27 protein-coding genes are annotated in these 24,380 nt (G+C 59.4%); 11 read left to right on the forward strand and 16 right to left on the reverse strand.

Annotated elements, in window-relative coordinates:
- Nucleotides 1–81 precede the first annotated feature (81 nt).
- From murA to ABVN21_RS19445, 7 genes are all read right to left on the reverse strand, one after another.
- Nucleotides 82–1,347 (reverse strand): UDP-N-acetylglucosamine 1-carboxyvinyltransferase, encoded by a 1,266-nt coding sequence (murA, locus tag ABVN21_RS19415; RefSeq protein ID WP_034147088.1) that lies wholly within the window; start codon nt 1,345–1,347, stop codon nt 82–84.
- Nucleotides 1,348–1,369: 22 nt separating this feature from the next.
- Nucleotides 1,370–1,609, reverse strand: coding sequence for a BolA family protein (locus tag ABVN21_RS19420; protein WP_007901566.1), 240 nt, complete (start codon nt 1,607–1,609; stop codon nt 1,370–1,372).
- A gap of 114 nt (nt 1,610–1,723) precedes the next feature.
- Complete coding sequence (locus ABVN21_RS19425) at nt 1,724–2,029, reverse strand: STAS domain-containing protein (RefSeq protein WP_339553330.1); 306 nt, start codon at nt 2,027–2,029, stop codon at nt 1,724–1,726.
- On the reverse strand, nt 2,026–2,679 hold the full coding sequence (locus ABVN21_RS19430) for an ABC transporter substrate-binding protein (RefSeq protein WP_339553329.1): 654 nt from the start codon (nt 2,677–2,679) through the stop codon (nt 2,026–2,028). Before ABVN21_RS19430 ends, ABVN21_RS19425 begins: the two co-directional genes overlap by 4 nt.
- A gap of 11 nt (nt 2,680–2,690) precedes the next feature.
- Nucleotides 2,691–3,158: an outer membrane lipid asymmetry maintenance protein MlaD gene (gene mlaD / locus ABVN21_RS19435; RefSeq protein ID WP_034147091.1), complete on the reverse strand. Its 468-nt coding sequence runs from the start codon at nt 3,156–3,158 to the stop codon at nt 2,691–2,693.
- The gene (mlaE, locus tag ABVN21_RS19440) at nt 3,158–3,955 is read right to left on the reverse strand and encodes a lipid asymmetry maintenance ABC transporter permease subunit MlaE (RefSeq protein ID WP_034147092.1); all 798 of its coding nucleotides are present in this window, start codon (nt 3,953–3,955) and stop codon (nt 3,158–3,160) included. Before mlaE ends, mlaD begins: the two co-directional genes overlap by 1 nt.
- A complete protein-coding gene (locus tag ABVN21_RS19445; protein WP_034147093.1) occupies nt 3,955–4,764 on the reverse strand; it encodes an ATP-binding cassette domain-containing protein in 810 nt (269 codons plus the stop codon). The genes mlaE and ABVN21_RS19445 overlap by 1 nt, the downstream gene beginning before the upstream one ends.
- 272 nt (nt 4,765–5,036) lie before the next feature.
- Between ABVN21_RS19445 and ABVN21_RS19450 the strand changes: the two genes are divergently transcribed.
- The 10 genes from ABVN21_RS19450 to ABVN21_RS19495 all read left to right on the forward strand — a co-directional run bounded on the left by ABVN21_RS19450 (nt 5,037) and on the right by ABVN21_RS19495 (nt 12,065).
- Complete coding sequence (locus tag ABVN21_RS19450; protein WP_339553328.1) at nt 5,037–6,011, forward strand: KpsF/GutQ family sugar-phosphate isomerase; 975 nt, start codon at nt 5,037–5,039, stop codon at nt 6,009–6,011.
- Nucleotides 6,011–6,535: an HAD family hydrolase gene (locus ABVN21_RS19455; RefSeq protein ID WP_034147095.1), complete on the forward strand. Its 525-nt coding sequence runs from the start codon at nt 6,011–6,013 to the stop codon at nt 6,533–6,535. The genes ABVN21_RS19450 and ABVN21_RS19455 overlap by 1 nt, the downstream gene beginning before the upstream one ends.
- A gap of 8 nt (nt 6,536–6,543) precedes the next feature.
- Nucleotides 6,544–7,116, forward strand: a complete 573-nt coding sequence (gene lptC, locus ABVN21_RS19460) for an LPS export ABC transporter periplasmic protein LptC (protein WP_339553327.1) — start codon at nt 6,544–6,546, stop codon at nt 7,114–7,116.
- Entirely contained in the window at nt 7,103–7,651 is a 549-nt protein-coding gene (gene lptA, locus ABVN21_RS19465; protein ID WP_339553326.1) for a lipopolysaccharide transport periplasmic protein LptA, read from the forward strand. The genes lptC and lptA overlap by 14 nt, the downstream gene beginning before the upstream one ends.
- On the forward strand, nt 7,651–8,376 hold the full coding sequence (gene lptB / locus ABVN21_RS19470) for an LPS export ABC transporter ATP-binding protein (RefSeq protein ID WP_339553325.1): 726 nt from the start codon (nt 7,651–7,653) through the stop codon (nt 8,374–8,376). Before lptA ends, lptB begins: the two co-directional genes overlap by 1 nt.
- 184 nt (nt 8,377–8,560) lie before the next feature.
- Complete coding sequence (locus ABVN21_RS19475) at nt 8,561–10,054, forward strand: RNA polymerase factor sigma-54 (protein ID WP_339553324.1); 1,494 nt, start codon at nt 8,561–8,563, stop codon at nt 10,052–10,054.
- A 74-nt stretch (nt 10,055–10,128) separates the two neighbouring features.
- Nucleotides 10,129–10,437: a ribosome-associated translation inhibitor RaiA gene (gene raiA / locus ABVN21_RS19480; RefSeq protein WP_007941242.1), complete on the forward strand. Its 309-nt coding sequence runs from the start codon at nt 10,129–10,131 to the stop codon at nt 10,435–10,437.
- A 12-nt stretch (nt 10,438–10,449) separates the two neighbouring features.
- On the forward strand, nt 10,450–10,914 hold the full coding sequence (gene ptsN / locus ABVN21_RS19485) for a PTS IIA-like nitrogen regulatory protein PtsN (protein WP_339553323.1): 465 nt from the start codon (nt 10,450–10,452) through the stop codon (nt 10,912–10,914).
- Between the two features lie 2 nt (nt 10,915–10,916).
- Nucleotides 10,917–11,774, forward strand: coding sequence for an RNase adapter RapZ (gene rapZ / locus ABVN21_RS19490; RefSeq protein ID WP_339553322.1), 858 nt, complete (start codon nt 10,917–10,919; stop codon nt 11,772–11,774).
- 15 nt (nt 11,775–11,789) lie between these two features.
- Nucleotides 11,790–12,065 (forward strand): HPr family phosphocarrier protein, encoded by a 276-nt coding sequence (locus ABVN21_RS19495; protein WP_339553321.1) that lies wholly within the window; start codon nt 11,790–11,792, stop codon nt 12,063–12,065.
- Between the two features lie 69 nt (nt 12,066–12,134).
- On the opposite strand, the gene ABVN21_RS19500 is transcribed toward ABVN21_RS19495, so the two are convergent.
- The 6 genes from ABVN21_RS19500 to pmbA form a co-directional block, all read right to left on the reverse strand.
- On the reverse strand, nt 12,135–13,028 hold the full coding sequence (locus tag ABVN21_RS19500; RefSeq protein ID WP_339553320.1) for a ZIP family metal transporter: 894 nt from the start codon (nt 13,026–13,028) through the stop codon (nt 12,135–12,137).
- Nucleotides 13,029–13,058: 30 nt separating this feature from the next.
- The gene (locus tag ABVN21_RS19505; protein WP_339553319.1) at nt 13,059–13,670 is read right to left on the reverse strand and encodes a superoxide dismutase; all 612 of its coding nucleotides are present in this window, start codon (nt 13,668–13,670) and stop codon (nt 13,059–13,061) included.
- A 1-nt stretch (nt 13,671) separates the two neighbouring features.
- Nucleotides 13,672–14,112, reverse strand: coding sequence for a hypothetical protein (locus tag ABVN21_RS19510; protein WP_339553318.1), 441 nt, complete (start codon nt 14,110–14,112; stop codon nt 13,672–13,674).
- Between the two features lie 28 nt (nt 14,113–14,140).
- Entirely contained in the window at nt 14,141–15,517 is a 1,377-nt protein-coding gene (locus tag ABVN21_RS19515) for a class II fumarate hydratase (protein WP_339553317.1), read from the reverse strand.
- Complete coding sequence (locus tag ABVN21_RS19520) at nt 15,498–15,905, reverse strand: FagA protein (RefSeq protein WP_339553316.1); 408 nt, start codon at nt 15,903–15,905, stop codon at nt 15,498–15,500. Before ABVN21_RS19520 ends, ABVN21_RS19515 begins: the two co-directional genes overlap by 20 nt.
- 224 nt (nt 15,906–16,129) lie before the next feature.
- Nucleotides 16,130–17,476 (reverse strand): metalloprotease PmbA, encoded by a 1,347-nt coding sequence (gene pmbA / locus ABVN21_RS19525; RefSeq protein ID WP_339555001.1) that lies wholly within the window; start codon nt 17,474–17,476, stop codon nt 16,130–16,132.
- Between the two features lie 108 nt (nt 17,477–17,584).
- Between pmbA and yjgA the strand changes: the two genes are divergently transcribed.
- Nucleotides 17,585–18,109, forward strand: coding sequence for a ribosome biogenesis factor YjgA (yjgA, locus tag ABVN21_RS19530; protein ID WP_339555000.1), 525 nt, complete (start codon nt 17,585–17,587; stop codon nt 18,107–18,109).
- A 48-nt stretch (nt 18,110–18,157) separates the two neighbouring features.
- Here the strand turns inward: yjgA and tldD are convergent, their stop codons facing one another.
- The 3 genes from tldD to ABVN21_RS19545 all read right to left on the reverse strand — a co-directional run bounded on the left by tldD (nt 18,158) and on the right by ABVN21_RS19545 (nt 24,336).
- Complete coding sequence (gene tldD, locus ABVN21_RS19535) at nt 18,158–19,600, reverse strand: metalloprotease TldD (RefSeq protein WP_339554999.1); 1,443 nt, start codon at nt 19,598–19,600, stop codon at nt 18,158–18,160.
- 18 nt (nt 19,601–19,618) lie between these two features.
- Nucleotides 19,619–20,467 carry a carbon-nitrogen hydrolase family protein gene (locus ABVN21_RS19540; RefSeq protein ID WP_339554998.1) on the reverse strand — a complete coding sequence of 283 codons (849 nt, stop codon included), beginning with the start codon at nt 20,465–20,467 and terminating at the stop codon, nt 19,619–19,621.
- 65 nt (nt 20,468–20,532) lie between these two features.
- Nucleotides 20,533–24,336, reverse strand: a complete 3,804-nt coding sequence (locus tag ABVN21_RS19545) for a YhdP family protein (RefSeq protein WP_339554997.1) — start codon at nt 24,334–24,336, stop codon at nt 20,533–20,535.
- Nucleotides 24,337–24,380 lie beyond the last annotated feature (44 nt).

A 24,380-nucleotide genomic window follows, 5' to 3' on the forward strand; every position in this document is an offset into this window, starting at 1 on the left:
GCGCCGGACACACATCGAGCCGGAAACCGGCTCGACTTGAAACGAAATCATCGGGCACGTCCCTGTGCCCATGCAGCAGAACTAGCCCGGAACGCGACGGATCTTGGCGCCCAGCATCTGCAGTTTCTCTTCGATGCACTCGTAACCACGGTCGATGTGGTAGATGCGGTCGATCAGGGTGTCGCCTTCGGCGATCAGCGCCGAGATCACCAGGCTGGCCGAGGCACGCAGGTCGGTGGCCATGACTGGCGCGCCCTTGAGCTTTTCGGTACCGGTAACGATGGCGGTGTTGCCTTCGACCTGGATCTTGGCGCCCATGCGGTGCAGTTCGTACACGTGCATGAAGCGGTTTTCGAAGATCGTCTCGATCACGGCACCAGTGCCTTCGGCAATGGCGTTGAGGGAGATGAACTGCGCTTGCATGTCGGTCGGGAACGCCGGGTAAGGAGCGGTCCGCACGTTGACGGCTTTCGGCCGCTTGCCGTGCATGTTCAGCTCGATCCAGTCGTTGCCGCAGGTGATTTCTGCGCCCGCTTCCCGGAGCTTTTCCAGGACGGCTTCGAGGATGGTCGGATCAGTGTCCTTGACCTTCACGCGACCGCCAGTCACGGCGGCGGCGACCAGGTAGGTACCGGTTTCGATACGGTCAGGCATCACTTTGTAAGTGGTGGTGTGCAGACGCTCGACGCCATCGATGGTGATGGTGTCAGTGCCAGCGCCGGAAACCTTGGCACCCATAGCGTTCAGGAAGTTCGCCAGGTCGACGACTTCAGGCTCGCGTGCGGCGTTAGCCAGTACGCTGCGGCCTTTGGCCAGCGCAGCGGCCATCATGATGTTCTCGGTACCGGTCACGCTGACGGTGTCGAAGAAGAAGTGCGCACCGCGCAGGCCGCCTTCTGGGGCCTTGGCCTTGATGTAGCCGCCTTCGACGTCGATAACCGCGCCCATGGCTTCAAGGCCGCGGATGTGCAGGTCAACCGGACGCGAACCGATGGCACAACCGCCAGGCAGCGCGACTTCGGCTTCACCGAAACGGGCAACCATCGGGCCCAGCACCAGGATCGACGCACGCATGGTTTTAACCAGTTCGTACGGAGCAATCAGGGTCTTGATGGTGCGCGGGTCGATTTCGACAGCCAGTTTCTCGTCGATCACCGGCTCGATGCCCATGCGACCGAACAGCTCGATCATGGTGGTGATGTCGTGCAGGTGCGGCAGGTTGGCCACAGTCACCGGGCCATCGCACAGCAGGGTCGCCGCCAGGATCGGCAGGGCAGAGTTCTTTGCCCCGGAGATGCGGATCTCGCCGTCAAGACGAGCACCGCCAGTAATAATCAATTTATCCATAAGAATCTCGACGCCCTTGGGCTCAGGTGCGCTCGGCCCAGGCCGCGCTGCTGAAAAATTTCATAGTGACCGCATGGATGCTGCCATCGGTGATCCATGGGTTCAAATGGGCATAGACCTGCTGCTGACGCTTCACCGGGCTCAACGCCGCCAGTTCATCGCTAATCACGTTCAGCTGGAAATTGCAGCCTTCGCCTTCAACTTCCACCTTGGTATTAGGCAGCTTTCCTTCAAGGAAGCTTTTAACTTCTACGGCCTGCATGCTCAACCTCAATCGGCGCCCTGTGCGCGCGGGTCGGACATCATACAAAAAAGCCCCGCGCCTGCGAACCCCGCGAAGCAGGACTCTGACGGGGGGCTTCTTTATCGATGTGGATTAGGGATGCGCCAACAGCTCGGTCAACTCACTGACCTGAGCGATTTCACGCATGTCTTCTGGCATAGCACGGATGCTCAGCGCCTTGCCGGCCGCCTGAGCATCACGCATGAAGCACAGCAGCAGGGACAAACCGACGCTGCTGGACTTCGTCACAGCTGCACAATCGACCACTAACGCCGCAGCCTTGCTCGCCTTGATCAAGGCGTGGCCCTGCTCGCGCAATCCAGGGCCGGTGCGGTAATCCAGCACGCCGCTGAGCCGCAGCTCGCCGGCCTCGTCCATCTGGATGGCCGACTCGCTCATTGCGTTGACTTCTGGTCGGCGTTTTCGGTGGAGGCCTTGGCCTTGGCGACTTCCCCGGCCCAACCGTTGATGGTCTTGTCCAGGTCGTTGCCATTGCGCTGCATCGCGTCGGCGAACTGATCACGGAACAGTTTGCCAATGTTGATGCCGTTGATGATCACGTTGCGCAGCTTCCACTCACCGCCGACCTTTTCCAGTGTGTACGACACAGGATAGATCGCACCGTTGCTGCCCTTGACCGTCATGCCGACGCTAGTACGGTCGCCCGACTCGTCCTTGGCAGGATCAACGGTAATGCCCTGGTTGTTGTACTCCAGCAAGGCATTGCCATAGAACTGGAACAGGCCCTTCTTGAAGTTTTCTTCAAAGGTTTTCATTTGCGCAGGGGTGGCTTTGCGCGAGTACTTGACCGTCATGATGCTTTTGGAAATGCCCTCGGCATCCACGACAGGCCCGACAATGCTGTTTAGCGCCGCATAAAAGTCCTGCGGATCCTGCTTGTACTTTTCTTTGTTGGCGGCCAGGTCGGCCAGCAACCGGTTTGTAGTGTCCTGAACCAGTTCGTGCGCGGAAGGCGCCGCCACGGCGTTAGCCACCAACGGCAGGGCCGCGAGCAATACCAACAGGCCACGTCGCAAGGTAGAGATCATTTGGAAACTCCTCATTTGGCGTCTTTGCTAACGGTATTGAGCAGGAATTTACCGATCAGGTCCTCGAGCACCAGCGACGACTGGGTGTCGTGGATGGTCCCGCCATCCTTGAGCAGGGCTTCTTCCCCGCCCACACTGATACCGATGTACTTCTCGCCCAACAGGCCAGCGGTCAGGATAGATGCAGTGGAGTCCGCCGGCAGGTTATCTACACGCTTTTCAAGCTGCATGGTCACGCGACCGGTGAAACTGTCGCGATCCAGATCGATCGCCGTCACCTTGCCGATAGTCACACCGGCCATGGTCACTTTAGCTCTAACCGTCAGGCCGGCGATATTGTCGAAATACGCGTAAAGTTTATAGGTTTCGGTATTCGGGCTCGGGGACAGGCCACTGACCCGCAGCGCCAGCAGCAGCAAAGCCAGGATGCCAGCCAGCAAGAAAAGGCCGACACCGATTTCCAGGGTGCGGTTTTGCATCAGAAATCTCCAAACATCAAGGCGGTCAGAATAAAGTCCAGGCCGAGTACTGCCAAAGAGGCATACACCACGGTCTTGGTAGTGGCACGACTGATCCCCTCGGAAGTGGGCTCGCAGTCATAGCCTTGGAATACGGCAATCCAGGTGACGACAAAGGCGAAAACAATGCTCTTGATGATGCCGTTGAGCACATCGTCGGCGAAGGTCACGCTGTTCTGCATGTTCGACCAGTAGGAACCTTCATACACGCCCAGCCAGTCGACGGCCACCCACGAACCACCCCATATCCCCACGACGCTGAAAATCATCGCCAGCACCGGCAGGGAAATGAAACCGGCCCACAGGCGCGGGGCAATGATGTACTTGAGCGGATCGACCCCGATCATCTCCAGGCTGGACAACTGTTCAGTGGATTTCATGTTGCCTATTTCCGCCGTCAGCGCCGAACCGGCACGTCCGGCGAACAGCAGCGCGGTCACCACCGGTCCCAGCTCGCGCAGCAACGTCAGGGCAACCATCTGCCCGACCGCCTGCTCGGAACCGTAGCTGGACAGGATGTTGAACCCTTGCAACGCCAGCACCATGCCGATGAACACCCCGGAAACCACAATGATCACCAGGGACATCACACCGACGGAATGCAACTGCTTGACCAGCAGGCCAAAACCGCCGCCGATCCCACCGCGCCCCAGCAGCGCATGAAACAGGAACAACGCCGAACGCCCGAACACCGCCAGCACATCGATGCCGGCGTGGCCGAAGCGGCGCACTCTTTCTATTAGTGAAGTCTTGCGCATCAGCGCTTCCCCAGGAGATCTGCGCGGTAATCCGTCGCTGGAAAGTGATAGGCGACCGGACCGTCTGGTTCGCCTGTCATGAATTGCCGGATACGCGGTTCGTCCGAGTTCATCAGTTCTTGCGGCGTGCCCTGCCCCAACACCTGCCCGTCGCCCACCACATAGATGTAATCGGCAATGCTCGCGGTCTCGGCCAGGTCGTGGGAAACCACGATACTGGTGATGCCCAGTGCATCGTTGAGCAGGCGGATCAGGCGCACCAATACGCCCATGGCGATGGGGTCCTGGCCGACAAAGGGCTCGTCATACATGAGAATCTGCGGATCGAGCGCAATCGCCCGCGCCAGCGCGACACGACGCTTCATGCCCCCGGACAGTTCGTCAGGCATCAGGTCAATGGCGCCACGCAACCCCACGGCCTGCAATTTGAGCAGGACGATATCCCGGATCATTTCTTCCGGAAGCTCGGTATGAACGCGCAAAGGAAAGGCGACGTTCTCGAACACATCGAGATCGGTAAACAGTGCGCCACTCTGAAACAGCACGCCCATGTGCTTGCGGGCATCGAACAGATCGCTACGAGACAGCTGCGGCAGATTCTGCCCATTGACCCAGACTTCGCCGCTGGATGGACGCAACTGTGCGCCCATCAACCGCAACAGCGTGGTCTTGCCACACCCGGAAGGCCCCATGATGCCGGTGACCTTGCCACGGGGAATACGGATATCGACGTTATTGAAAATGCTGCGCGCACCGCGCTTGAAGGTCAGTCCCTTCAGCTCGACCGCGTAGGCGTTATCGGCACTCATCTAAACTCCTTGCGATGCAGCCTCTCACTCGGACGCCTGGCTTCCTGACAAAAGCACATCCCCGGGCGGGCCGAACTGGCGGCGAACTATATCACTGCAAACGCCACGCGCCCAAGGCCAATGCCGGTCCATGTTCCGCGAGATGAGTGGCAAAAAGCTTCATTTAGAGGGATTCGGTAACAAGGAATGACAATGCGCGACGAACTTGCGTGAGGGTTTCGATCATAACCGCTATAATCGCCGCCTTTTCATCAGGCTATACGATTTCCGACATGAGCCAATCCAGCGAGCTGATTCAATCCGCACAACGCACCATCCGCCTCGAAATGGAAGCCGTACAAGGCTTGCTACCCCAAATCGATGCAGATTTCGTACGCGCTTGCGAGATGATTCTGGCCAGCAAAGGCCGCGTAGTCGTGGTTGGCATGGGCAAATCAGGGCACATCGGCAACAAGATCGCCGCCACCCTGGCCAGCACCGGCACCACGGCATTTTTTGTGCACCCGGCCGAAGCCAGTCACGGCGACATGGGCATGATCACCCGCGACGACATCATCCTCGCGCTGTCGAACTCCGGCTCGACCAATGAAATCGTCACCCTGCTGCCGCTCATCAAGCGCCTGGGCATTCAGTTGATCAGCATGACCGGCAACCCGAATTCGCCCCTGTCCAAAGCTGCTGAAGTCAATCTGAATGTTCACGTCGAGCACGAAGCCTGCCCACTGAACCTGGCGCCCACCTCTTCGACCACCGCAGCATTGGTCATGGGCGACGCCCTGGCCGTCGCCCTGCTGGAAGCGCGAGGCTTCACCGCCGAAGACTTTGCGTTTTCCCACCCGGGTGGCGCGCTGGGCCGACGCCTGCTGCTGAAAGTGGAAAACGTCATGCACGCCGGGCAAGAACTGCCGCAGGTTCAGCGCGGCACCCTGCTCAAGGACGCGCTGATGGAAATGACCCGCAAGGGCCTGGGAATGACCGTGATCCTTGAAGCCGACGGCAAACTCGCCGGGATCTTCACCGACGGCGATTTGCGCCGCACCCTGGACCGCACCATCGACATCCACAGCGTGACCATCGACCAGGTCATGACTGCCCACGGCAAGACTGCCCGCGCCGAAATGCTCGCCGCCGAGGCCCTGAAAATCATGGAAGATCATAAAATCAACGCGCTCGTCGTGGTCGACAGCGAAGACCGCCCGGTCGGCGCCTTGAACATGCACGACTTGCTGCGTGCGGGAGTAATGTAATGAGCGCAGACCTTCTGCAACGTGGCCAACAGATCAAACTGGCGGTATTCGACGTCGACGGCGTACTGACCGACGGACGCCTGTACTTCCTCGAAGACGGCAGCGAATTCAAGACCTTCAACACCCTCGACGGCCAGGGCATCAAGATGCTGATGGCAGCCGGCGTGCAGACCGCTATTATCAGCGGCCGTAAAACTCCGGTCGTAGAGCGACGAGCGAAGAATCTCGGCATTCCGCACCTTTACCAGGGTCGCGAAGACAAACTTGTGGTACTGGACGAACTTCTGGGCCAACTCAACCTAAGCTATGAACAGGTCGCCTACCTCGGCGACGACTTGCCAGACCTGCCGGTGATTCGCCGCGTAGGCTTGGGCATGGCAGTGGCCAATGCCGCCAGTTTCGTGCGTGAACACGCCCACGGCGTGACCCAGGCCCGCGGTGGCGAGGGTGCCGCGCGAGAATTCTGCGAATTGATCCTGCGCGCCCAGGGCCGCCTTGATGCGGCCAACGCCGCGTACCTGTGAGCCAAGACATGTTGAGCAAAAAGATTCGCAACACTCTGGTGTTCGGCTCCATCGCGGCGATTTTCGCCGCGGTCGGATACTGGAATATCAGCCCGGAACGCTTCCTCGACAAGCCAGTGGTGAAGGCCGACGAAAGCGCGATCGACTATTACGCGATCAACGCCCACAGTGTGCAGTTCCTGCCGGACGGCAAACTGCAATACGAGATGACGTCCGACAAGGTCGAACACCTCAAGGCAACCGAAGTGACGTTGCTGACCAACCCCGACCTGAACATGTTCCGTGGTACCGAGTTCCCATGGCACGTCCAGAGCGAAAAGGGTGAAGTCAATCCGGACGGTACGCAGGTTGAATTGATTGACTCGGTACGCATCACGCGTTTCGACGAAAAAAATCGCAGGACCCTGATCACCACCACTCGCATGACGGTGTTCCCGCAACAGCAATATGCGCAGACCGAGCAACCCGTTAGAATCGACGGCGCTGGCGGCGTATCGACTGGTAACGGAATGAAAGCGTATTTGAAAGAAAGCAGGATACACCTGCTATCGAACGTAAGAGGACAGTATGAGGCTCGTTAAAACCCTCCCTATTTTGCTCAGTCTGGGCGCAGCACTGGGAAGCGTGAGCGCCTGGGCTCTGCCGAACGATCAGCAGCAGCCAATCCGCATTCAGGCCGACGACGCCCAACTGGACGACAAGAACGGTGTTGCCACCTATACCGGCGACGTGATCATCACCCAGGGCTCGATGAAGGTCACCGGCAACAAAGTGACCATGACCCGTGCCGCCGATGGCGACATCGACGTGGTGACCTCGGTGGGCAACCTGGCCTACTTCGAGCAACTGCAAACCGCTGGAGACACCAAGCCCGTGCAGGGCTGGGGTGTGACCATCCAGTATCTCGCCAAGCAAAATCGTGTCGTGCTGATTGACCGCGCCAAGGTCATCGATAAGGACGACAACGTCACCCAAGGCGAGAAAATCGTCTACGACACCGAGAAAAAGCTCGCCAGCGCCGGTCGCGCTACCGGCAGCAAGGTGACCGAGTCGCGTCCGCGCATCGACATGGTGATCCAGCCGAAAAAGAAAACCGACGAGCAAAAGGCCCAGTAATGGCAACTCTGAAAGCTCAGCATCTGGCCAAGAGCTACAAGAGCCGTCAGGTCGTGCGTGACGTCAGCCTGTCCATCGACAGCGGTCAGATCGTCGGCCTGCTTGGTCCCAACGGCGCCGGCAAGACCACTTGTTTCTACATGATCGTGGGCCTGGTACAGGCCGATCAGGGCCGCGTCCTGATCGACGACCTGGATGTCAGCCATCAGCCGATGCATGGCCGTGCAAAGGCCGGCATCGGCTATCTGCCGCAAGAAGCCTCGATCTTCCGCAAACTCTCGGTAGCCGATAACATCATGGCGATCCTCGAGACCCGCAAGGAACTCGACAAGGCCGGTCGTCGCAAAGAACTGGAAAGCCTGTTGCAGGAATTCCACATCAGCCATATCCGCGACAACCTCGGCATGAGCCTGTCCGGTGGCGAACGTCGCCGCGTGGAAATCGCCCGGGCACTGGCCACTAACCCGAAGTTCATCCTGCTCGACGAACCCTTCGCTGGCGTGGACCCGATTTCGGTGGGTGACATCAAACAGATCATCTACCACCTCAAGGCCAAGGGCATTGGCGTGCTGATCACTGACCACAACGTCCGTGAAACCCTGGATATCTGCGAAACCGCCTATATCGTCAACGATGGCCAACTGATCGCCGAAGGCGACTCTGAAACCATCCTGGCCAACGACCTGGTCAAGGAAGTGTACTTGGGCCATGAGTTCCGCCTGTAAGCGCTGAGGTGTCTGGCAGGTCGCCAAAGCGCTTGTCTCGATAAAAAATCAACATTTTTTTATTGTTACAGCGCTCTAGGCAAACGCTGCAGTTTCGGGCATATAATTTGCTTATGTTTGGCGCTCCGGCGCCCTGTAGTGGATGGCGCATGTGCGCCGGCGAATAAGGTGTTAAGCCCCTGCCATGAAACCATCGCTAGTCTTGAGAATGGGCCAGCAGCTGACGATGACACCGCAGCTGCAACAGGCCATCCGCCTGCTCCAATTGTCGACCCTGGATCTGCAACAGGAAATCCAGGAGGCCCTGGAGTCCAATCCGATGCTCGAACGCCAGGAAGAAGGCGACGACTTCGACAACACCGACCCCTTGGCTGACAATGCCGAACTGAAGCCCAACAGCGACATTCAGGAGCCCTCCTACCAGGAAAGCGCCCCGACGGTGGATAACCTCGAGGAAGGCGACTGGAACGAGCGCATCCCCAATGAACTGCCCGTCGATACCGCCTGGGAAGATGTCTACCAGACCAGCGCCAGCAGCCTGCCGAGCAACGATGACGACGAGTGGGATTTCACCACCCGTACTTCCGCCGGTGAAAGCCTGCAAAGCCACCTGCTCTGGCAATTGAACCTGGCGCCGATGTCCGACACCGATCGCCTGATCGCCGTGACCCTGATCGACTGCATCAACAATCAGGGCTACCTTGACGAGACGCTAGAGGAAATCCTCGAAGCGTTCGATCCAGAGCTGGACATCGAACTCGACGAAATCGAAGCCGTTCTGCACCGCATCCAGCAATTCGAACCTGCCGGCATCGGCGCCCGCAACCTGGGCGAATGCCTGCTGCTGCAATTGCGCCAGCTGCCCGCCAAGACCCCTTGGCTTGCTGAAGCAAAGCGTCTGGTCACCGACTACATCGATCTGCTCGGCAGCCGCGACTACAGCCAGCTGATGCGCCGCATGAAGCTCAAGGAAGATGAACTGCGCCAGGTCATCGAACTGGTCCAGAGCCTCAATCCGCGTCCAGGTTCGCAAATCGAGTCCACTGAAGCCGAGTACGTCGTTCCCGACGTCATCGTGCGCAAGGACAACGAACGCTGGCTGGTGGAGCTCAATCAGGAGTCGGTGCCACGCTTGCGGGTCAACGCCCAGTACGCCGGATTCGTCCGCCGCGCCGATACCAGCGCCGACAACACGTTCATGCGCAACCAGCTGCAAGAAGCCCGCTGGTTCATCAAGAGCCTGCAAAGCCGCAACGAAACCCTGATGAAGGTAGCCACCCAGATTGTCGAGCATCAGCGCGGCTTCCTGGAGTACGGCGACGAAGCGATGAAACCGTTGGTCCTGCATGACATCGCCGAGGCGGTGGGCATGCACGAGTCGACGATCTCGCGGGTGACCACGCAGAAGTTCATGCATACCCCGCGGGGCATATATGAGCTGAAATACTTTTTCTCCAGCCACGTCAGCACCTCCGAAGGCGGCGAATGCTCGTCCACGGCGATCCGCGCAATCATCAAAAAACTGGTTGCCGCGGAAAATCAGAAAAAGCCGTTGAGTGACAGCAAGATCGCTGGTTTACTGGAGGCACAAGGCATTCAGGTGGCTCGCCGCACCGTCGCCAAGTACCGCGAATCCCTCGGGATCGCGCCTTCGAGCGAACGCAAGCGGTTGATGTAGAGCCACGCCACAGCGTTCCAGTGGCAGATCATCTGATCTGCCGCTTTATGCACTGGCAACGAAGGAGAAGCTGTATGCAAGTCAACATCAGTGGACACCAACTGGAAGTGACCGAACCTCTTCGCACCTACATCGGCGAAAAACTCGAACGATTGGAGCGACATTTCGACAAGATCACCAACGTGCAGGTCACGATGACGGTCGAAAAGTTGAAGCAGAAAATCGAAGCCACGCTGCATATTCCCGGGAATGAAGTTGTCGCCAACGCGGAACATACCGACATGTATGCGGCGATCGACGCACTCACCGACAAGCTTGATAAACAACTCAAAAAGCATAAGGAAAAGACCCAGAGCCTCCTCCAGGGCGCTACCGGTCGTTAACACTCCCAACCCATGATCCGACTTGAAAGCATCCTGACCCCCGGCCGTTCCCTGGTGAACGTGCCGGGCGGCAGTAAAAAGAAAGCCCTCGAACAAATTGCCAACCTCATCCATCGCGAAGTGCCGGATCTGGAGATGCAAGATGTCTTCGAGGCTTTGATTGCCCGTGAAAAACTCGGATCTACCGGTTTTGGTAACGGCATCGCTATTCCTCACTGCCGCCTGAAGGGCTGCGATTCGCCCATCAGTGCCCTTATGCACCTGGACGCCCCAATCGATTTCGACGCCATCGACGGCGCCCCGGTTGACCTGCTGTTCGTATTGCTGGTCCCCCAGGCCGCTACCGATGCGCACCTGGAGCTTTTGCGCCAGATCGCCAGCATGCTCGACCGCAAGGAAGTGCGCGAAAAACTGCGCAGCGCCCCGAGCAATGAAGCCTTGTATCAGGTTGTCCTGGACGAGCAAAACGGGCCGTAACCATGCGTTTGATCATCGTCAGTGGCCGTTCCGGCTCGGGTAAAAGCACCGCCCTCGATGTTCTCGAGGACAACGGCTACTACTGCATCGACAACCTGCCTGCCGGGTTGCTGCCGGAATTGGCCGAGCGCGCACTGATTCACACTGAGCTGTCCCAGCCGCTGGTTGCCGTGTCCATCGATGCGCGTAACTTGCCGAGCCATCTGACACGCTTTCCCGACCTGCTGGAAGAAGTCCGCAGCCGGCATATCCAGTGCGATGTCCTGTACCTGGATGCCGACGAGGAAACGCTGCTCAAGCGTTTTTCGGAAACCCGTCGTCGTCACCCATTGAGCAACGCCAACCGATCGCTGGCCGAAGCGATCAACGTTGAGAGCACCTTGCTCGGACCGATTGCCGACCTCGCCGATCTCAAGATAAATACCACCAGCCTGAACCTGTATCAGCTGCGCGACACGATCAAGCTGCGATTGTTGAACCAGCCGGAGCCGGGAACCGCGTTCCTGGTGGAGTCGTTCGGATTCAAGCGTGGCATGCCGGTAGACGCTGATCTGGTGTTCGATGTGCGTTGCCTGCCGAACCCTTATTGGAAGCCTGAGCTTCGTGAGCAGTCCGGACTCGATCAACCGGTTGCCGATTACCTGGCGGCACAGCCGGATGTCGAAGAGATGTATCAGGACATATCTACCTATTTGCTCAAATGGTTGCCCCGCTTTGCCGCCAGCAACCGCGCCTACGTCACTATTGCCATTGGCTGCACTGGCGGTCACCACCGCTCCGTCTACCTGACCGAACGTTTGGCCAAGACCCTGCAACAATCCCTGAAGAACGTCCAGGTTCGCCACCGCGACCTCAGCTAAAGGATTCACACCGCGATGCCTGCTCTGGAAATTGAAATCATCAACAAGCTGGGCCTGCACGCTCGCGCTTCTGCAAAATTCGTTGGCGTTGCCGGGCAGTTCAAGGATTGCACGATCAGGGTTGGACGCACGCCAGAGACCGCAGTCGACGGTAAAAGCATCATGGCCATGATGATGCTCGCCGCCGGCAAGGGCACCAAAATCCATTTGAGCACGGAAGGCGAGCAGGCTCAGGAAGCGCTGGATGCGCTGGTGAAGTTGATCAATAACTACTTCGACGAAGGCGAGTAACCCCCGCTTCTGTGGTGAGGGAGCTTGCTCCCTCGCCACAAGATGTTCCTTCAGCTATTAGCGCCCGGTTCAGGCCAACGCCGTATCCATCACCATCATCAAACAAAACCCGATCAACAACCCAAGACTGGCAAGCTTTTCGTGGCCGTGTCGGCGCGACTCGGGAATGACTTCGTGGGTCACCACCAAGAGCATCGCTCCCGCCGCCATTGCCAATCCCAACGGCAACAACAGTTCGGCCAGGCTCACCAGCCAGGCGCACAACAGAGCGAACACGGGCTCGACCAAACCGGAAGCCGCACCGATCAGGAATGCCTTGAAGCGTGACATCCCTGCCCCGGCCAGCACCAACGCAATCACCAGTCCTTCCGGAACATCCTGCAAGGCAATACCCATCGCCAAACTGTCAGCATCAGGCATTCCACCGCCGGCCGATACACCGATCGCCATGCCTTCGGGAATGTTGTGGGCAATGATTGCGAACACGAACAGCCAGATTCGCGGCGCAATCACCGGGTGCTCAGGGGTGCCGACGAGCATTTCCGGTGAAGCCCCCGAGACCTTGAGGTCGACCAGAAACAGACCGAACGCGCCGAGCATGATGCCAAAACAGATCAGGCTGCTGGCTGCCCACGGGGTCATGCCAAGGTTTTCCGCCGCAGCAATGCCCGGCACGATTAGCGAAAACGCGGTCGCCGCCAGCATCACACCCGCACCAAACCCCAGCAGCGTATCGCTGAGTGCCTCGGGCATGCGCCGGACCACCAGCACCGGCACCGCTCCGAGCGCGGTGCCGAGTGCGCAAATCGCACCGCCCTGTAACGCTCGCGACAGCTTCGGTTCGAGATCCAGCCATTCCAGCCCGTGTGCAACCAGCAAGCTCATACCCGCCAGCAGTAACAGCGATCCAAATGCATAACGAAACATTCGTCCACTTCCGATCGCCAGTGTTTCAGTGCCCATAGTCAGCCTTGGATTGTTTTTGTAGAAGACTTAAATCAGCGCAGCCTGATAGCGCGCCGCGACTTCTGGCCAATTGATCACGTTATAAAACGCGCTGATGTATTCCGGGCGACGGTTCTGATACTGAAGGTAGTAGGCGTGTTCCCAGACATCCAGACCGAGGATCGGCGTATTGCCGTTCATCAACGGGCTGTCCTGGTTGCCGCTGCTTTCCACGATTAAGGTCTTTTGCGGCGTGACGCTCAGCCAGGCCCAACCGCTGCCGAAGCGGGTCAGCGCAGCCTTGGTGAACGCTTCTTTGAAGCTGTCCAGACCGCCCAGTTGCTCATTGATGGCCGCAGCCAGTGCGCCTTCCGGTTTACCGCCACCGCCAGGTGTCATGACTTCCCAGAACAACGAATGGTTGGCATGCCCGCCGCCCTGGTTGATCACGGCAGCGCGGAGTTTCTCTGGCAACTGCTGCACGGCAGCTACCAGTTTTTCCACCGGCCATTCAGCAAATTCGGTGCCTTCAACGGCGGCGTTGAGGTTGTTGATGTAGGTCTGATGGTGCTTGGTGTAGTGAATCTCCATGGTCTGGGCATCGATATGCGGTTCCAGGGCGTCGTAGGCGTACGGCAAGGCAGGCAAGGTAAAAGCCATTTCAATGAACTCCATGATGGTGAGGCGCGGCAGGTTGTGACGGCGCGGCGGCATCGACGTGCAGCAAACGATGAGTTCGCGGGTATTCACCGTGTTCGCTGATGAAATTCAGCAGTTCGACATAGGTTTTGCTGCTCTGGCGCATCGCGGCTTCACGCAGGGCCGGTGCCAGTCGCGGATCCTGCATGGTCTGCAACAACCGCTGATGGATAGCGCACAGATACTCGGCGCTCTCCTCCGGCTGGTTCAGACGCAAATGCAAATCCGCCAGGTTATGGTGGGAAATCACGCAGACCGCCACCGCTTCATCGGCATCCGCCCAGCGCTCGAACAACACCTGGGCCAGGGCCAATGCCTGCAAGTAAGCCTCGCGGGCATCGACCAGTTCACCCAGCATGAAAAAGCGGTTGGCTCTTTCGATCGTGCGTTTCCAGTGCTCCATGGTGAGCCTCCAAAGCGGCAGCGGCGTTTTACACGCCGCCTGCGGTGAGTTTTTCCGGGTTGAGCAACTCTTCCAGTTGGCTGCGTGTCAGCTCGGTGTGTTCCAGCGCCACGTCGATCACCGGACGACCTTGTTGATAGGCCTTCTTGGCGATTTCGGCGGCTTTCTGGTAGCCAATGATCGGGTTGAGAGCGGTCACCAGAATCGGGTTGCGTGACAACGCTTCCTTGATGCGGTCTTCGTTGACCTTGAAGCTGGCGATGGCCTTTTCGCCCAATAGGCGGCTGGAATTGGTCAGCAATTCGATGCTACTCAGCAGATTTTGGGCGATGATCGGCAGCATCACGTTCAGTTCGAAATTGCCCGACTGGCCGGCAATGGTGATCACCGTGTCATTGCCGATTACTTGGGCGGCGACCATGGCGGTGGCTTCCGGGATCACCGGATTGACCTTGCCAGGCATGATCGAAGAGCCCGGTTGCAGGGCTTCGAGCTCGATCTCGCCCAGGCCGGCCAAAGGACCGGAGTTCATCCAGCGCAGGTCGTTGGCGATTTTCATCAGCGATACGGCGGTAGCCTTAAGCTGCCCAGACACAGCGACGGCGGTGTCCTGGGAGCCGATCAGCGCAAACAGATCCTTGCCCGGCGTGAACTGCACGTGAGTCAACTTGCTTAGTTGCTGACTGAATCGCGCAGCGAATTCCGGATGCGCATTAACCCCCGTCCCCACCGCCGTGCCGCCCTGCGCCAAGGATTGCAGACTGGGTTGCAGATCCTGCAGATGGCCGATGTTGGCTTTGAGCTGGTGCGCCCAACCATTGAGCACCTGGCTCATGCGCACTGGCATCGCATCCATCAAGTGCGTGCGACCGGTTTTAACGTGGTGATGGACCTGTTCAGCCTTGCGCTCGATCACTTGGACCAACCCTGTCAGGGCCGGTAGCAGCTGCTCGTGCAACGCCAGTGCGGCACTGACGTGGATGGTGGTGGGGATGATGTCGTTGCTGCTTTGACCGCAGTTGACGTGGTCGTTGGGGTTCACCGGCTCACCGAGCAAGCGGCTGGCCAGGGTGGCGATCACTTCATTGGCGTTCATGTTGGAACTGGTGCCCGAGCCGGTCTGGAAGATATCCACCGGGAAGTGCTGCATGAAGTCCCCCTCAAGCAAGCCTAGCGCTGCATCGACGATGGCTTTGCCCTGGGACTCGCTGATCTGGTTGAGGTCGATGTTGGCGCGGGCAGCGGCCGCCTTGGCCAGGATCAACGCGCGGATGAAATGCACCGGCATTGTCTTGCCGCTGATCGGAAAGTTATCCACCGCACGTTGAGTCTGTGCGCCGCAGAGGGCGTCTTCCGGGACGTGAAGCTCGCCCATGCTGTCGCGCTCAATACGTGTCTTGGTCATCTGAAAATCCTTGCACCAGTTCTATGAGAGGAATCGAGGGTTGCAACTCGCAGGTTGCCAATTGCCAGGTGTAGCTCTGCCAGCGCTTGAGGCGGCATTTACACAGAGAGAGGCGTTCCAGTTCGCGCAGTGGGCGCCATGCCTGGTCGAGGCAGTACGTGCGCCAGTGCCAGGGCAGTGCGACATCGGCGGCGGTGTCGAGCAGCAGGCGCAAAGAGGTTTCAGCAATGGTCCAGGGAGAGCTAGCCGTGCAGCAGGCCAGATACCGGCCTTCAGCGAGGTAATGTTCGATCAGGCGCGGCTCGTCGGGATTCATCGCGCAACGGATCTGGCGGCTCATCCAGCGCCAGCTTTCGAGGTAGGGCTGCTCGTGCAAGGCAGAACTCATAATCCGGGGCTCATTCGGTAATGAGATTTATTATTAGATGATAATGAGAACCAAAACAAGAGTACCGAAAAGCTCTGATCCTTCTGTAGGAGCCCGGCTTGCCGGCGATGGCGGCTGTAAAATCGCCATCGCCGGCAAGCCGGGCTCCTACAAAAACTTTGCGACAGACATGAAAAAAGGCGCGTCACCCGATGGGTGGCGCGCCTTTTTGTGCAGCGGAAAGCTTAGCTACCCGCCACCGTCATCCGCTCGATAAGCACCGAACCTGTGCGAATGTTGCTGCGCAATTCCAAATCATTCCCCACGGCAACGATCTGCTTGAACATGTCGCGCATATTGCCCGCGATGGTCACTTCCTGGACCGCGAACTGGATCTCGCCGTTCTCCACCCAGTAACCCGCCGCGCCTCGGGAGTAGTCGCCGGTAACCATATTCAGGCCCTGCCCCATCAATTCGGTTACCAGCAAGCCGCGTCCCATGCGATGCAGCAGGGCAGCCTGGTCTTCGTCACCATGGGTGACGAACAGGTTGTGCACGCCGCCAGCGTTGGCGGTGCTCGGCATGCCGAGTTTGCGACCCGAGTAGGTGCCAAGAATGTAGGACACCAACTCACCTTTTTCGACGAACGGTTTGGCGTAGGTTGCCAGGCCATCGCCATCGAACCCCGCACTACCCATGGCGCGCATCAAGTGCGGACGTTCGTCGATGGTCAGCCATTCCGGAAACAGCTTCTGCCCCAGCGTGCCTTCGAGGAACGACGATTTGCGATAAAGGCTGCCACCGGAAATCGCCGACAGGAAGCTGCCGAACAAACCACCGGCCAGCTCTGCAGAGAACAACACCGGTACTTCACAGGTCGGCACCGGACGCGCGCCCAAACGGCTCGCCGCCCGTTGCGCGGCACGCTGGCCGATGCTCACCGGGTCGGCTAGCAAATTGCCCTGACGATTGACGTCGTACCAGTAATCGCGCTGCATCTGGCCGTCGGCCTCGGCGATCATCACACAGCTCAGGCTGTGTCGAGTCGACGCATAACCGCCGATAAAACCGTGGCTGTTGCCGTAAACACGGCAGCCCTGATGCGTGCTCAGGGTGGTCCCATCGGCGTTTTTGATCCGGCTGTCGGCGGCAAACGCGGCGGCTTCACAGGTCAGCGCCTGCTCAATCGCCTGCTCCGGAGTGATGTCCCATTGATGGAACAGGTCGTAATCCTGCACATCCCTGGCCATCAGCGCGGCATCCGCCAGGCCCGACGCTTCGTCTTCCGAGGTGTGCTTGGCGATGGCCAGGGCCGCCGCGACGGTTTCGCGAATGGCATCCGGACCACTGGCCGAAGTGCTCGCCGAGCCTTTGCGCTGGCCAACATATAAGGTGATGCCAAAGCCCTGGTCGCGGTTGAATTCGACAGTTTCGACTTCGCGCTGGCGAACGGTGGTCGACAGGCCTTGCTCCAGAGATACCGCCACTTCACAGGCACTGGCGCCCTGACGCTTGGCTTCAGCGATGATCTGCTCGACTTGTTCTTGCAGTGCCGGCAACGCTTGTGGGCCGACGCTTTCAACTGCACTCATGCTGTTCTCCACTCAAATTCTGCTTTCGGTATAGGTCATCGAGCGACCGGGCCGGACAAGCGGCCCCCGACTGGTTATCATGGCGGCGTTTCTTTGCGGACGGCCACCATGGTTGATTCTTACGACGACTCCCTCGATACGGGAGAAAAAAGCAAATCCCAGGTTAAACGCGAGCTGCATGCTCTGGTTGACCTCGGCGAGCGCCTTACAACACTCAAGCCGGACTTGCTTGGCAAACTGCCCCTGACCGACGCCTTGCGCCGGGCCCTGGCCGATGCGCCCAAGCACACCGCGAACATTGCGCGTAAACGGCACCTCCAGTTCATCGGCAAACTGATGCGCGATCAGGACACTGACGCCATTCTAGTCTTGCTCGATCAACTCGATGCCTCCACTCGCCAGTACAACGAACGCTTCCATAACCTGGAACGTTGGCGTGATCGCCTGATTGCTGGCGACGATGCGGTCCTGGAGAAGTTCGTCATCGACTACCCGGAGGCTGATCGCCAGCAATTGCGCTCCCTGATCCGTCAGGCCCAGCACGAATTGGCGACCAACAAGCCACCGGCATCGAGCCGTAAAATCTTCAAGTACATCCGTGAGCTGGACGAGACTCAACGCGGTCTGCGCTGAATCTCTGACCGGGGGAGTCGCCAAGCGACTCACCCGGGGCTTCACTTTTTAAGCGCCCGTACCACCTACGGTGATCGCATCAATCTTCAGCGTTGGCTGGCCGACACCCACCGGCACCGACTGCCCATCCTTGCCACACGTCCCCACACCGCTGTCCAGCGCCAGATCGTTACCGACCATCGACACTTTACTCATGGCTTCCGGCCCGTTGCCGATCAGCGTCGCGCCTTTGACTGGCGCGGTGATCTTGCCGTCCTCGATCAGATACGCCTCGCTCGTGGAGAACACGAACTTGCCACTAGTGATGTCCACCTGACCGCCGCCGAGGTTGGCGCAGTAGATGCCGCGTTTTACCGAGGCAATGATTTCCGCCGGATCGCTCTCACCGCCGAGCATGTAAGTGTTGGTCATGCGCGGCATCGGCAGGTGCGCGTAGGATTCGCGTCGGCCGTTACCGGTGCGGGCCACGCCCATCAGGCGGGCGTTGAGTTTGTCCTGCATGTAGCCCTTGAGTACGCCGTTTTCGATCAGCGTGGTGCATTCGGTCGGGGTGCCTTCGTCGTCAACGCTCAACGAACCACGGCGACCGGTCAGAGTGCCGTCATCGACAATAGTGCACAGCTTGGACGCAACCATCTCGCCCATGCGTCCGCTGTAGGCCGAACTGCCCTTGCGGTTGAAGTCGCCTTCCAGACCGTGGCCGACCGCTTCATGCAGCAGCACACCGGACCAGCCGGATCCCAACACCACCGGTAACGTACCGGCCGGCGCCGGAATGGCTTCCAGGTTAACCAGTGCCTGACGCAGCGCCTCACGGGCATAGCTCATGGCACGGTCTTCAGCGAGGAAATAACGGTAATCGGTACGACCGCCACCGCCATGACCACCGCGTTCGCGACGGCCATTCTGCTCGACGATGACGCTGACGTTAAAACGCACCAGCGGTCGCACATCCGCAGCCAGACCGCCATCGGTGGACGCCACCAGAATCCGCTCCCAGACACCGGCCATGCTCACGGTGACTTGCTGGATACGCGGATCAAGGGCACGCGTGGCGGCATCGATACGCTTGAGCAGATCGACTTTCTCGGCGCGGGTCAGCACTTCGAGTGGATTGTCCGGCCCGTACAACTGCGCCACATCTTGAGTGGTGAACGCCTGCACGCTGCCGTTCTGACCGGCACGGGAGATCGAACGGGCAGCACGGGCCGCCGCGCCCAAGGCTTCCAGGGTGATGGCATTGCTGTAGGCAAACCCGGTCTTCTCACCGGATTGCGCGCGCACGCCAACCCCTTGGTCGAGGTTGAAGCTGCCTTCCTTGACGATGCCGTCTTCCAGCGCCCAGGACTCGGAAATCTGTCCCTGAAAATACAGGTCGGCGGCATCGATGCCCGGGCCGGCCAGATCGCCGAGCACACCTTGCAGGCTCTCGATCGTTACGCCGCCAGGCGCCAGGAGGTGTTCACTGACTGAGGACAACAACTCGCTCATATGCTTTACGCCTTAAATTCATCGTTCTGATGCAGGTCGCTGGGCGCCCTGCGAGAAAAAGCGCCGGTGATTGGACACCGGCATCCGCGCCCGGATGGACGCCTGTTCGCTGCTGTCTATCTCGGCCAGCAGCACGGCCTCGCCTTGATCCTGTTGCGCCAGCACCCGGCCCCACGGGTCGATGATTGCCGCATGACCCCAGGTTTCCCGGGGGCCCGGATGCGTCCCGCCTTGAGCGGCCGCGAGCACATAACACTGTGTCTCGATGGCCCGCGCGCGAATCAGCACATCCCAGTGCGCGGCGCCGGTCACCGCGGTAAAGGCCGACGGCGCGGTAATCAGCTCCGCACCGGCAGCACGCAATTCGCTGTAAAGCTCAGGGAAGCGCAGGTCATAACAAACCGTCAGGCCGACCCGGCCAACCGGTGTGTCCGCAACCACGACACCACTGCCATAAGCATAGTCATCGGATTCGCGATAACGACCGCGATTGTCGGCCACGTCCACGTCGAACAGGTGCAGCTTGTCGTATCGCGCCACCGTTTCGCCGCGGTCATCAACCAGCAACGAACAGGCATGCACCTTGGCCGTCGGTTGATCTACCGGCGGCAGCGGCAACGTGCCGGCCACTATCCATAACTTGAGGTCGCGTGCGGTCTGTTTCAACCATGGCAGGATCGGGCCTTCGCCCAAGGCTTCGGCGCGGCCGATGTCGGTGATGTCGCGCCGGCCCATGGCGGCGAAGTTTTCCGGCAGCACGGCAAGTTGCGCACCGCCGGCCGCAGCCTGCTCAAGCAGGCGTCGGGCCTGGGTCAGATTGGCCAGCACATCGCTCTGGCTGACCATTTGAATCACGGCTACAGACATGGCCTTTTCCTGATCGGATCAACGCATAACTACAGGGGGAGTTAGTCATGCTACTCCATGGCTTTTCAAAAAGGTTTGTCGTAAGTGATTTGCGGTTCTTTCCAGGGCCCCTTGACGGTGTACTTCACGCTGGCGAAACGGGACACGCGATCACCAATCAGCTTGTCGATCAGAAACAACGCCCCGCCAACAGCCGGCGCGCCGACGATCAGTGCAGCAATCGGCAGGTTGTTCGTCACCGGCAAGGTCACCAACAATTTCGCGTCGATCTGATCGGCCACCATGTTCAGGGTGCCGTCGAGTTCGATCGTGCTCGACGGGCCGGTCAGGCGGATCGGCTCACGCGTGACATAGACACCGTTGTTGGCCACCAGCAGGCCTTTGACCCGGTCGTAACTCAGGCCTTTGCCGAACAGGTCGGAGAAGTCCAGGCGCAAGCGACGGCCAATGGAGTTGAAGTTGAGCAGGCCGAACACGCGTAACGCCTGGGCACTGCCTTCAACCTCGACAAACTGGCCTTCGTTGAGCGATGCGTCCAGAGTGCCCGAGAAGCGCTTAGTGGCCAGCCATGCCGGCGATCCCGGCCAGCGCCCATCGACATCCATATGGAATTCCCGGCTGGTGACACTCGGCGCAAACCCCCACCCCTTGAGCACATCCGCGAGGTTCTTGCCGCTGACCCGCCCTTTGAAGAAGCTCGTGCTGGAACCGGGTACGCCTTCCCAGCCACCACTGCCCTGCAACAGAATTCCCTTCAGGCCCATGTCCAGCGAATTGAAGGCAATCCCTTTAGCCGTCGGACGAATCTTCAATGACCAGGCACCGACCAGGTCGTTACCCTGGTACAGCTGATTGATGGTGATATCCAATGCAGGAATCTTTTTCGGATCCACCGAGGCCAATGGATCCGGAGAGTTTTCGTCGGCCAGGACTTTGGGGTCTGGTGCCGGCAGACGCACGGTTTGCAGATTGATCACCATCGGCGCGCCTTTCGCATCCGGGATGCTGGCGTTGCCTTTGACCTGCTGGCTGTCAAGTTGCAAGGCCCAGGCGGACGTTTTGCGCGTCAGCTGAACCGATGCCTGATCCAGTGTGGTGCCGAGCGCACTGAGCTTGCCGACCTTGACGTCCACACCACTGAGCAATTGCTTGGCACTGCCACCCGGATCCTGCCCGGCATACTTACTCATCAGATCCTGCCACGGGCCGACATCCAGCTCCGACAGCACACCGCGTACCCGCAAGCCCTTGGCATCCGGCAACGTGGCATCGCCGCTGCCCAGGAACAACTCACCACGACCGTCGGCAATATTGTCCTTTGGCGCGGCAAACGTGAAGTTCGCCAACTCGCCGTAGCTCACCCAGTAGCGCCGTTCCGGCCCCTGCAAGGTCATGCGGAACGTCGTATCACGCCCCTCATCGGCGGTCATCCCGAACGGCGCCGGCAAATCAACTGCAACGCCCCTGAGGTTGGAGTTCACCATCAACTGACTGTTGTCGCCGTCCAGTGTCAGTTGCAGTTGATACGGAATCACGCCACTCACCGGCAATGGCTGGGTCACGCTCAGCCAGTCGGTGAGTTTCTTGACTTCGACCTGCCCGGAAGCGGTGACCCGGGTGTTGAGCTTGCCCTCGCGACCCTCGGCGAAAATCTGCGCCGTCACCGGTTTATCAAAGGCCCGCGCACTGATCTTTTGGCCACTCAGTCCTTTGCTGCTGTCGAAGCGGAAGTCACCTTTGAGTTGCGTCAGCTCAAGGGGAGGCTCGGGCAGTTTCAGACGGGCCTTTGCCGTTTTGAAGTCGACCAGGATCTTCGGCTGCTCGCCTTTGGCCAGTGGAATATCCAGCTTCAGCTTGCCTTGCAGATCACCCTCGCCTTCCCAACCGGCGAACGTCTCGGCAGTGCCGATCGGCGCTTCCTTGAGAATCTTCAGACCATCGCCCAATCCGCCCGCGAACGCGCCATCGAGGAACAGATGAGCATTCTGCCCTTCGGGCACGTGGGGGATATTGACGTAAATGTCGCGGACCTGGGTGTCGAGCAACTGGCCCTGACTCGCCAGAATTCGCACGCCGCTGTCTTCAACGAACACATCTCCCGTGACCTTGCTGACATGTGGCCAGCCAGGCTGAAACGCTAGCTCGGCGTCATGAACCTTGAAAAACAGGCTGATGCTGCGGGCGGTATCGGTCGCGCCGTGGTTCAACGAACCTTGGTACTGGAAGAACCCTTGATCCACCGCACCTTTAAGAATCGCGGTGCGCAGCCAGTCGTCCAGTCCCGGACTGAGGACTGCCGGCAGGTACTTGGCGGTAAAGCGACCGTCGCCGTCCACCAGGCCGACCCGCAGGTCCATGTAGTCTTCCTTGGTCTCATCGAAAAACAGGCGGATCAGGAAATCGCCGGCAATCTTGCCCTCCTCGCCCAACACCTTCAGGTACGGCGCGATCAGGGTGAAAGCTTCTTTATCGAGCTTCCAGGTCAACGTGGCGTTGGCCTGAATGTATTGCCATGGCTTGGCGAAAATCGGGTCCAGGTGCAGCATGAAATCCTTGCTGTCCATGCGCAATTCGCCATGGCCCAGGTCACCGCTGATGCTGCCCGAGACATTCCGCGCCGCCGGGGCGCCGTGATAGGCATCGAAACCGACACGGTCGAGGTTGGCGGCAAAGCTGAACTTGCTGTCATCGGTGGCATTGGGCCGCACGTCGATCAACACGTTACGCAGACCGCCGATCACGTTGAGGCGCTCGACCGTCTTGGCAAGGCCCTCAGGCAATGGCGCCAGGGCATTGAGTACAGGTGTCAGCGGCGTGAGATTGAGGCGGTCGGCTTGCAGATGCCAGAGTTCTTCAGACTTGTCGGAGGCCGCGGTCTGCCTGAGTTGCAGGTGCGATTCCCAGCGTGTTTCGCCAAGGTTCATGGCCAGGGAGTCGACCGTCACCAGCATCCCCTCGGGGCTGCGTTGGAAATAGCCATTGAGCGCCAGATTATTGATCTGGATCGGCTTGCGCTCGGAATAGGCACCCTTGAGTTGCGGCGCATTCAGCCGCACGGCTGCGCTCTGCAAGGCCCCCTTGCCCCACGTTGCCCACAGCTCGCCACCGGCCTTGATCTCGGAGAAATTCCATTGCTGGGTCAAGGTTTCGGGCAGCCATTTCGACCAGTCGCTTTGCGGCAGGCTCACATAAACATCCGCTTCGCCCTGTTTCCATTGGCTGGCGCGAATACGGCTACGCACGCTCACGGCCAATGGCTGACCATCGGGCAGGGTCAAGCGGGCATCGAGGCGCTGACGGGCAGGACCGGTTTTCAGATTCAGACCAACGTACGTCAGGGTCAGCGGCGACTCGCCCCACGGCTGCAACGTGATCTGGCTATCGAGTACCGACAGCTGCTGAACCATTTGCATGCGATTGAACAATTGCTCCGGGTCGAGGGGCTGATCGTCCTTTACCGGCAAGCCTTCCAGCGCCCAATTACCATCATCGCCTTGCTTGAGGCTGATCTTCAGACCATTGAGTTCCAGCCGGGCTATGCGTACTTCGCGCGCCAGCAGGCTGCCCCAAAGGTCTGGCACCGCGCGCACCTTTTCCAGGTGCAGCGCATTGGCACCCTCGCCGACCGTCACGTCGTGCGCCGACAAAATGGGCGCGAAACCACTCCAGTTGCCTTTCAGCTCGCCGATTTGCAGCGGCATGCCCAAGGCGTCGCTGGCCTTGGTTTCGACTTCGGCCCGGTACTCGGCCACCAACGGCGCCAGTTCCCGTCCGAGGCTGACGTACAACGCCATCAACACCAAAACCAACGCGCACAGGCCCAGACCCCAGCGGGTCAGCGCGGCCAAAATGCGTGTCAGACGATCCATGTCAGTTGGCTCCCATGGCAAAAGTGTTGCAAAAAGCTGAGGCC

This window comes from Pseudomonas sp. MYb327 (assembly GCF_040438925.1).
GTDB lineage: Bacteria > Pseudomonadota > Gammaproteobacteria > Pseudomonadales > Pseudomonadaceae > Aquipseudomonas.

Coding starts and splice junctions, on each gene's coding strand:
- ptsN (WP_339553323.1), top strand. CDS start 10,450: ATGATCCGACTTGAAAGCATCCTGACCCCCGGCCGTTCCCTGGTGAAC.
- ABVN21_RS19495 (WP_339553321.1), top strand. CDS start 11,790: ATGCCTGCTCTGGAAATTGAAATCATCAACAAGCTGGGCCTGCACGCT.
- murA (WP_034147088.1), bottom strand. CDS start 1,347: ATGGATAAATTGATTATTACTGGCGGTGCTCGTCTTGACGGCGAGATC.
- lptB (WP_339553325.1), top strand. CDS start 7,651: ATGGCAACTCTGAAAGCTCAGCATCTGGCCAAGAGCTACAAGAGCCGT.
- tldD (WP_339554999.1), bottom strand. CDS start 19,600: ATGAGCGAGTTGTTGTCCTCAGTCAGTGAACACCTCCTGGCGCCTGGC.
- rapZ (WP_339553322.1), top strand. CDS start 10,917: ATGCGTTTGATCATCGTCAGTGGCCGTTCCGGCTCGGGTAAAAGCACC.
- lptA (WP_339553326.1), top strand. CDS start 7,103: ATGAGGCTCGTTAAAACCCTCCCTATTTTGCTCAGTCTGGGCGCAGCA.
- ABVN21_RS19450 (WP_339553328.1), top strand. CDS start 5,037: ATGAGCCAATCCAGCGAGCTGATTCAATCCGCACAACGCACCATCCGC.
- ABVN21_RS19475 (WP_339553324.1), top strand. CDS start 8,561: ATGAAACCATCGCTAGTCTTGAGAATGGGCCAGCAGCTGACGATGACA.
- ABVN21_RS19515 (WP_339553317.1), bottom strand. CDS start 15,517: ATGACCAAGACACGTATTGAGCGCGACAGCATGGGCGAGCTTCACGTC.
- yjgA (WP_339555000.1), top strand. CDS start 17,585: ATGGTTGATTCTTACGACGACTCCCTCGATACGGGAGAAAAAAGCAAA.
- ABVN21_RS19445 (WP_034147093.1), bottom strand. CDS start 4,764: ATGAGTGCCGATAACGCCTACGCGGTCGAGCTGAAGGGACTGACCTTC.
- mlaD (WP_034147091.1), bottom strand. CDS start 3,158: ATGCAAAACCGCACCCTGGAAATCGGTGTCGGCCTTTTCTTGCTGGCT.
- ABVN21_RS19420 (WP_007901566.1), bottom strand. CDS start 1,609: ATGCAGGCCGTAGAAGTTAAAAGCTTCCTTGAAGGAAAGCTGCCTAAT.
- ABVN21_RS19430 (WP_339553329.1), bottom strand. CDS start 2,679: ATGATCTCTACCTTGCGACGTGGCCTGTTGGTATTGCTCGCGGCCCTG.
- pmbA (WP_339555001.1), bottom strand. CDS start 17,476: ATGAGTGCAGTTGAAAGCGTCGGCCCACAAGCGTTGCCGGCACTGCAA.
- ABVN21_RS19455 (WP_034147095.1), top strand. CDS start 6,011: ATGAGCGCAGACCTTCTGCAACGTGGCCAACAGATCAAACTGGCGGTA.
- ABVN21_RS19425 (WP_339553330.1), bottom strand. CDS start 2,029: ATGAGCGAGTCGGCCATCCAGATGGACGAGGCCGGCGAGCTGCGGCTC.
- ABVN21_RS19540 (WP_339554998.1), bottom strand. CDS start 20,467: ATGTCTGTAGCCGTGATTCAAATGGTCAGCCAGAGCGATGTGCTGGCC.
- mlaE (WP_034147092.1), bottom strand. CDS start 3,955: ATGCGCAAGACTTCACTAATAGAAAGAGTGCGCCGCTTCGGCCACGCC.
- ABVN21_RS19520 (WP_339553316.1), bottom strand. CDS start 15,905: ATGAGTTCTGCCTTGCACGAGCAGCCCTACCTCGAAAGCTGGCGCTGG.
- raiA (WP_007941242.1), top strand. CDS start 10,129: ATGCAAGTCAACATCAGTGGACACCAACTGGAAGTGACCGAACCTCTT.
- ABVN21_RS19500 (WP_339553320.1), bottom strand. CDS start 13,028: ATGGGCACTGAAACACTGGCGATCGGAAGTGGACGAATGTTTCGTTAT.
- lptC (WP_339553327.1), top strand. CDS start 6,544: ATGTTGAGCAAAAAGATTCGCAACACTCTGGTGTTCGGCTCCATCGCG.
- ABVN21_RS19510 (WP_339553318.1), bottom strand. CDS start 14,112: ATGGAGCACTGGAAACGCACGATCGAAAGAGCCAACCGCTTTTTCATG.
- ABVN21_RS19505 (WP_339553319.1), bottom strand. CDS start 13,670: ATGGCTTTTACCTTGCCTGCCTTGCCGTACGCCTACGACGCCCTGGAA.
- ABVN21_RS19545 (WP_339554997.1), bottom strand. CDS start 24,336: ATGGATCGTCTGACACGCATTTTGGCCGCGCTGACCCGCTGGGGTCTG.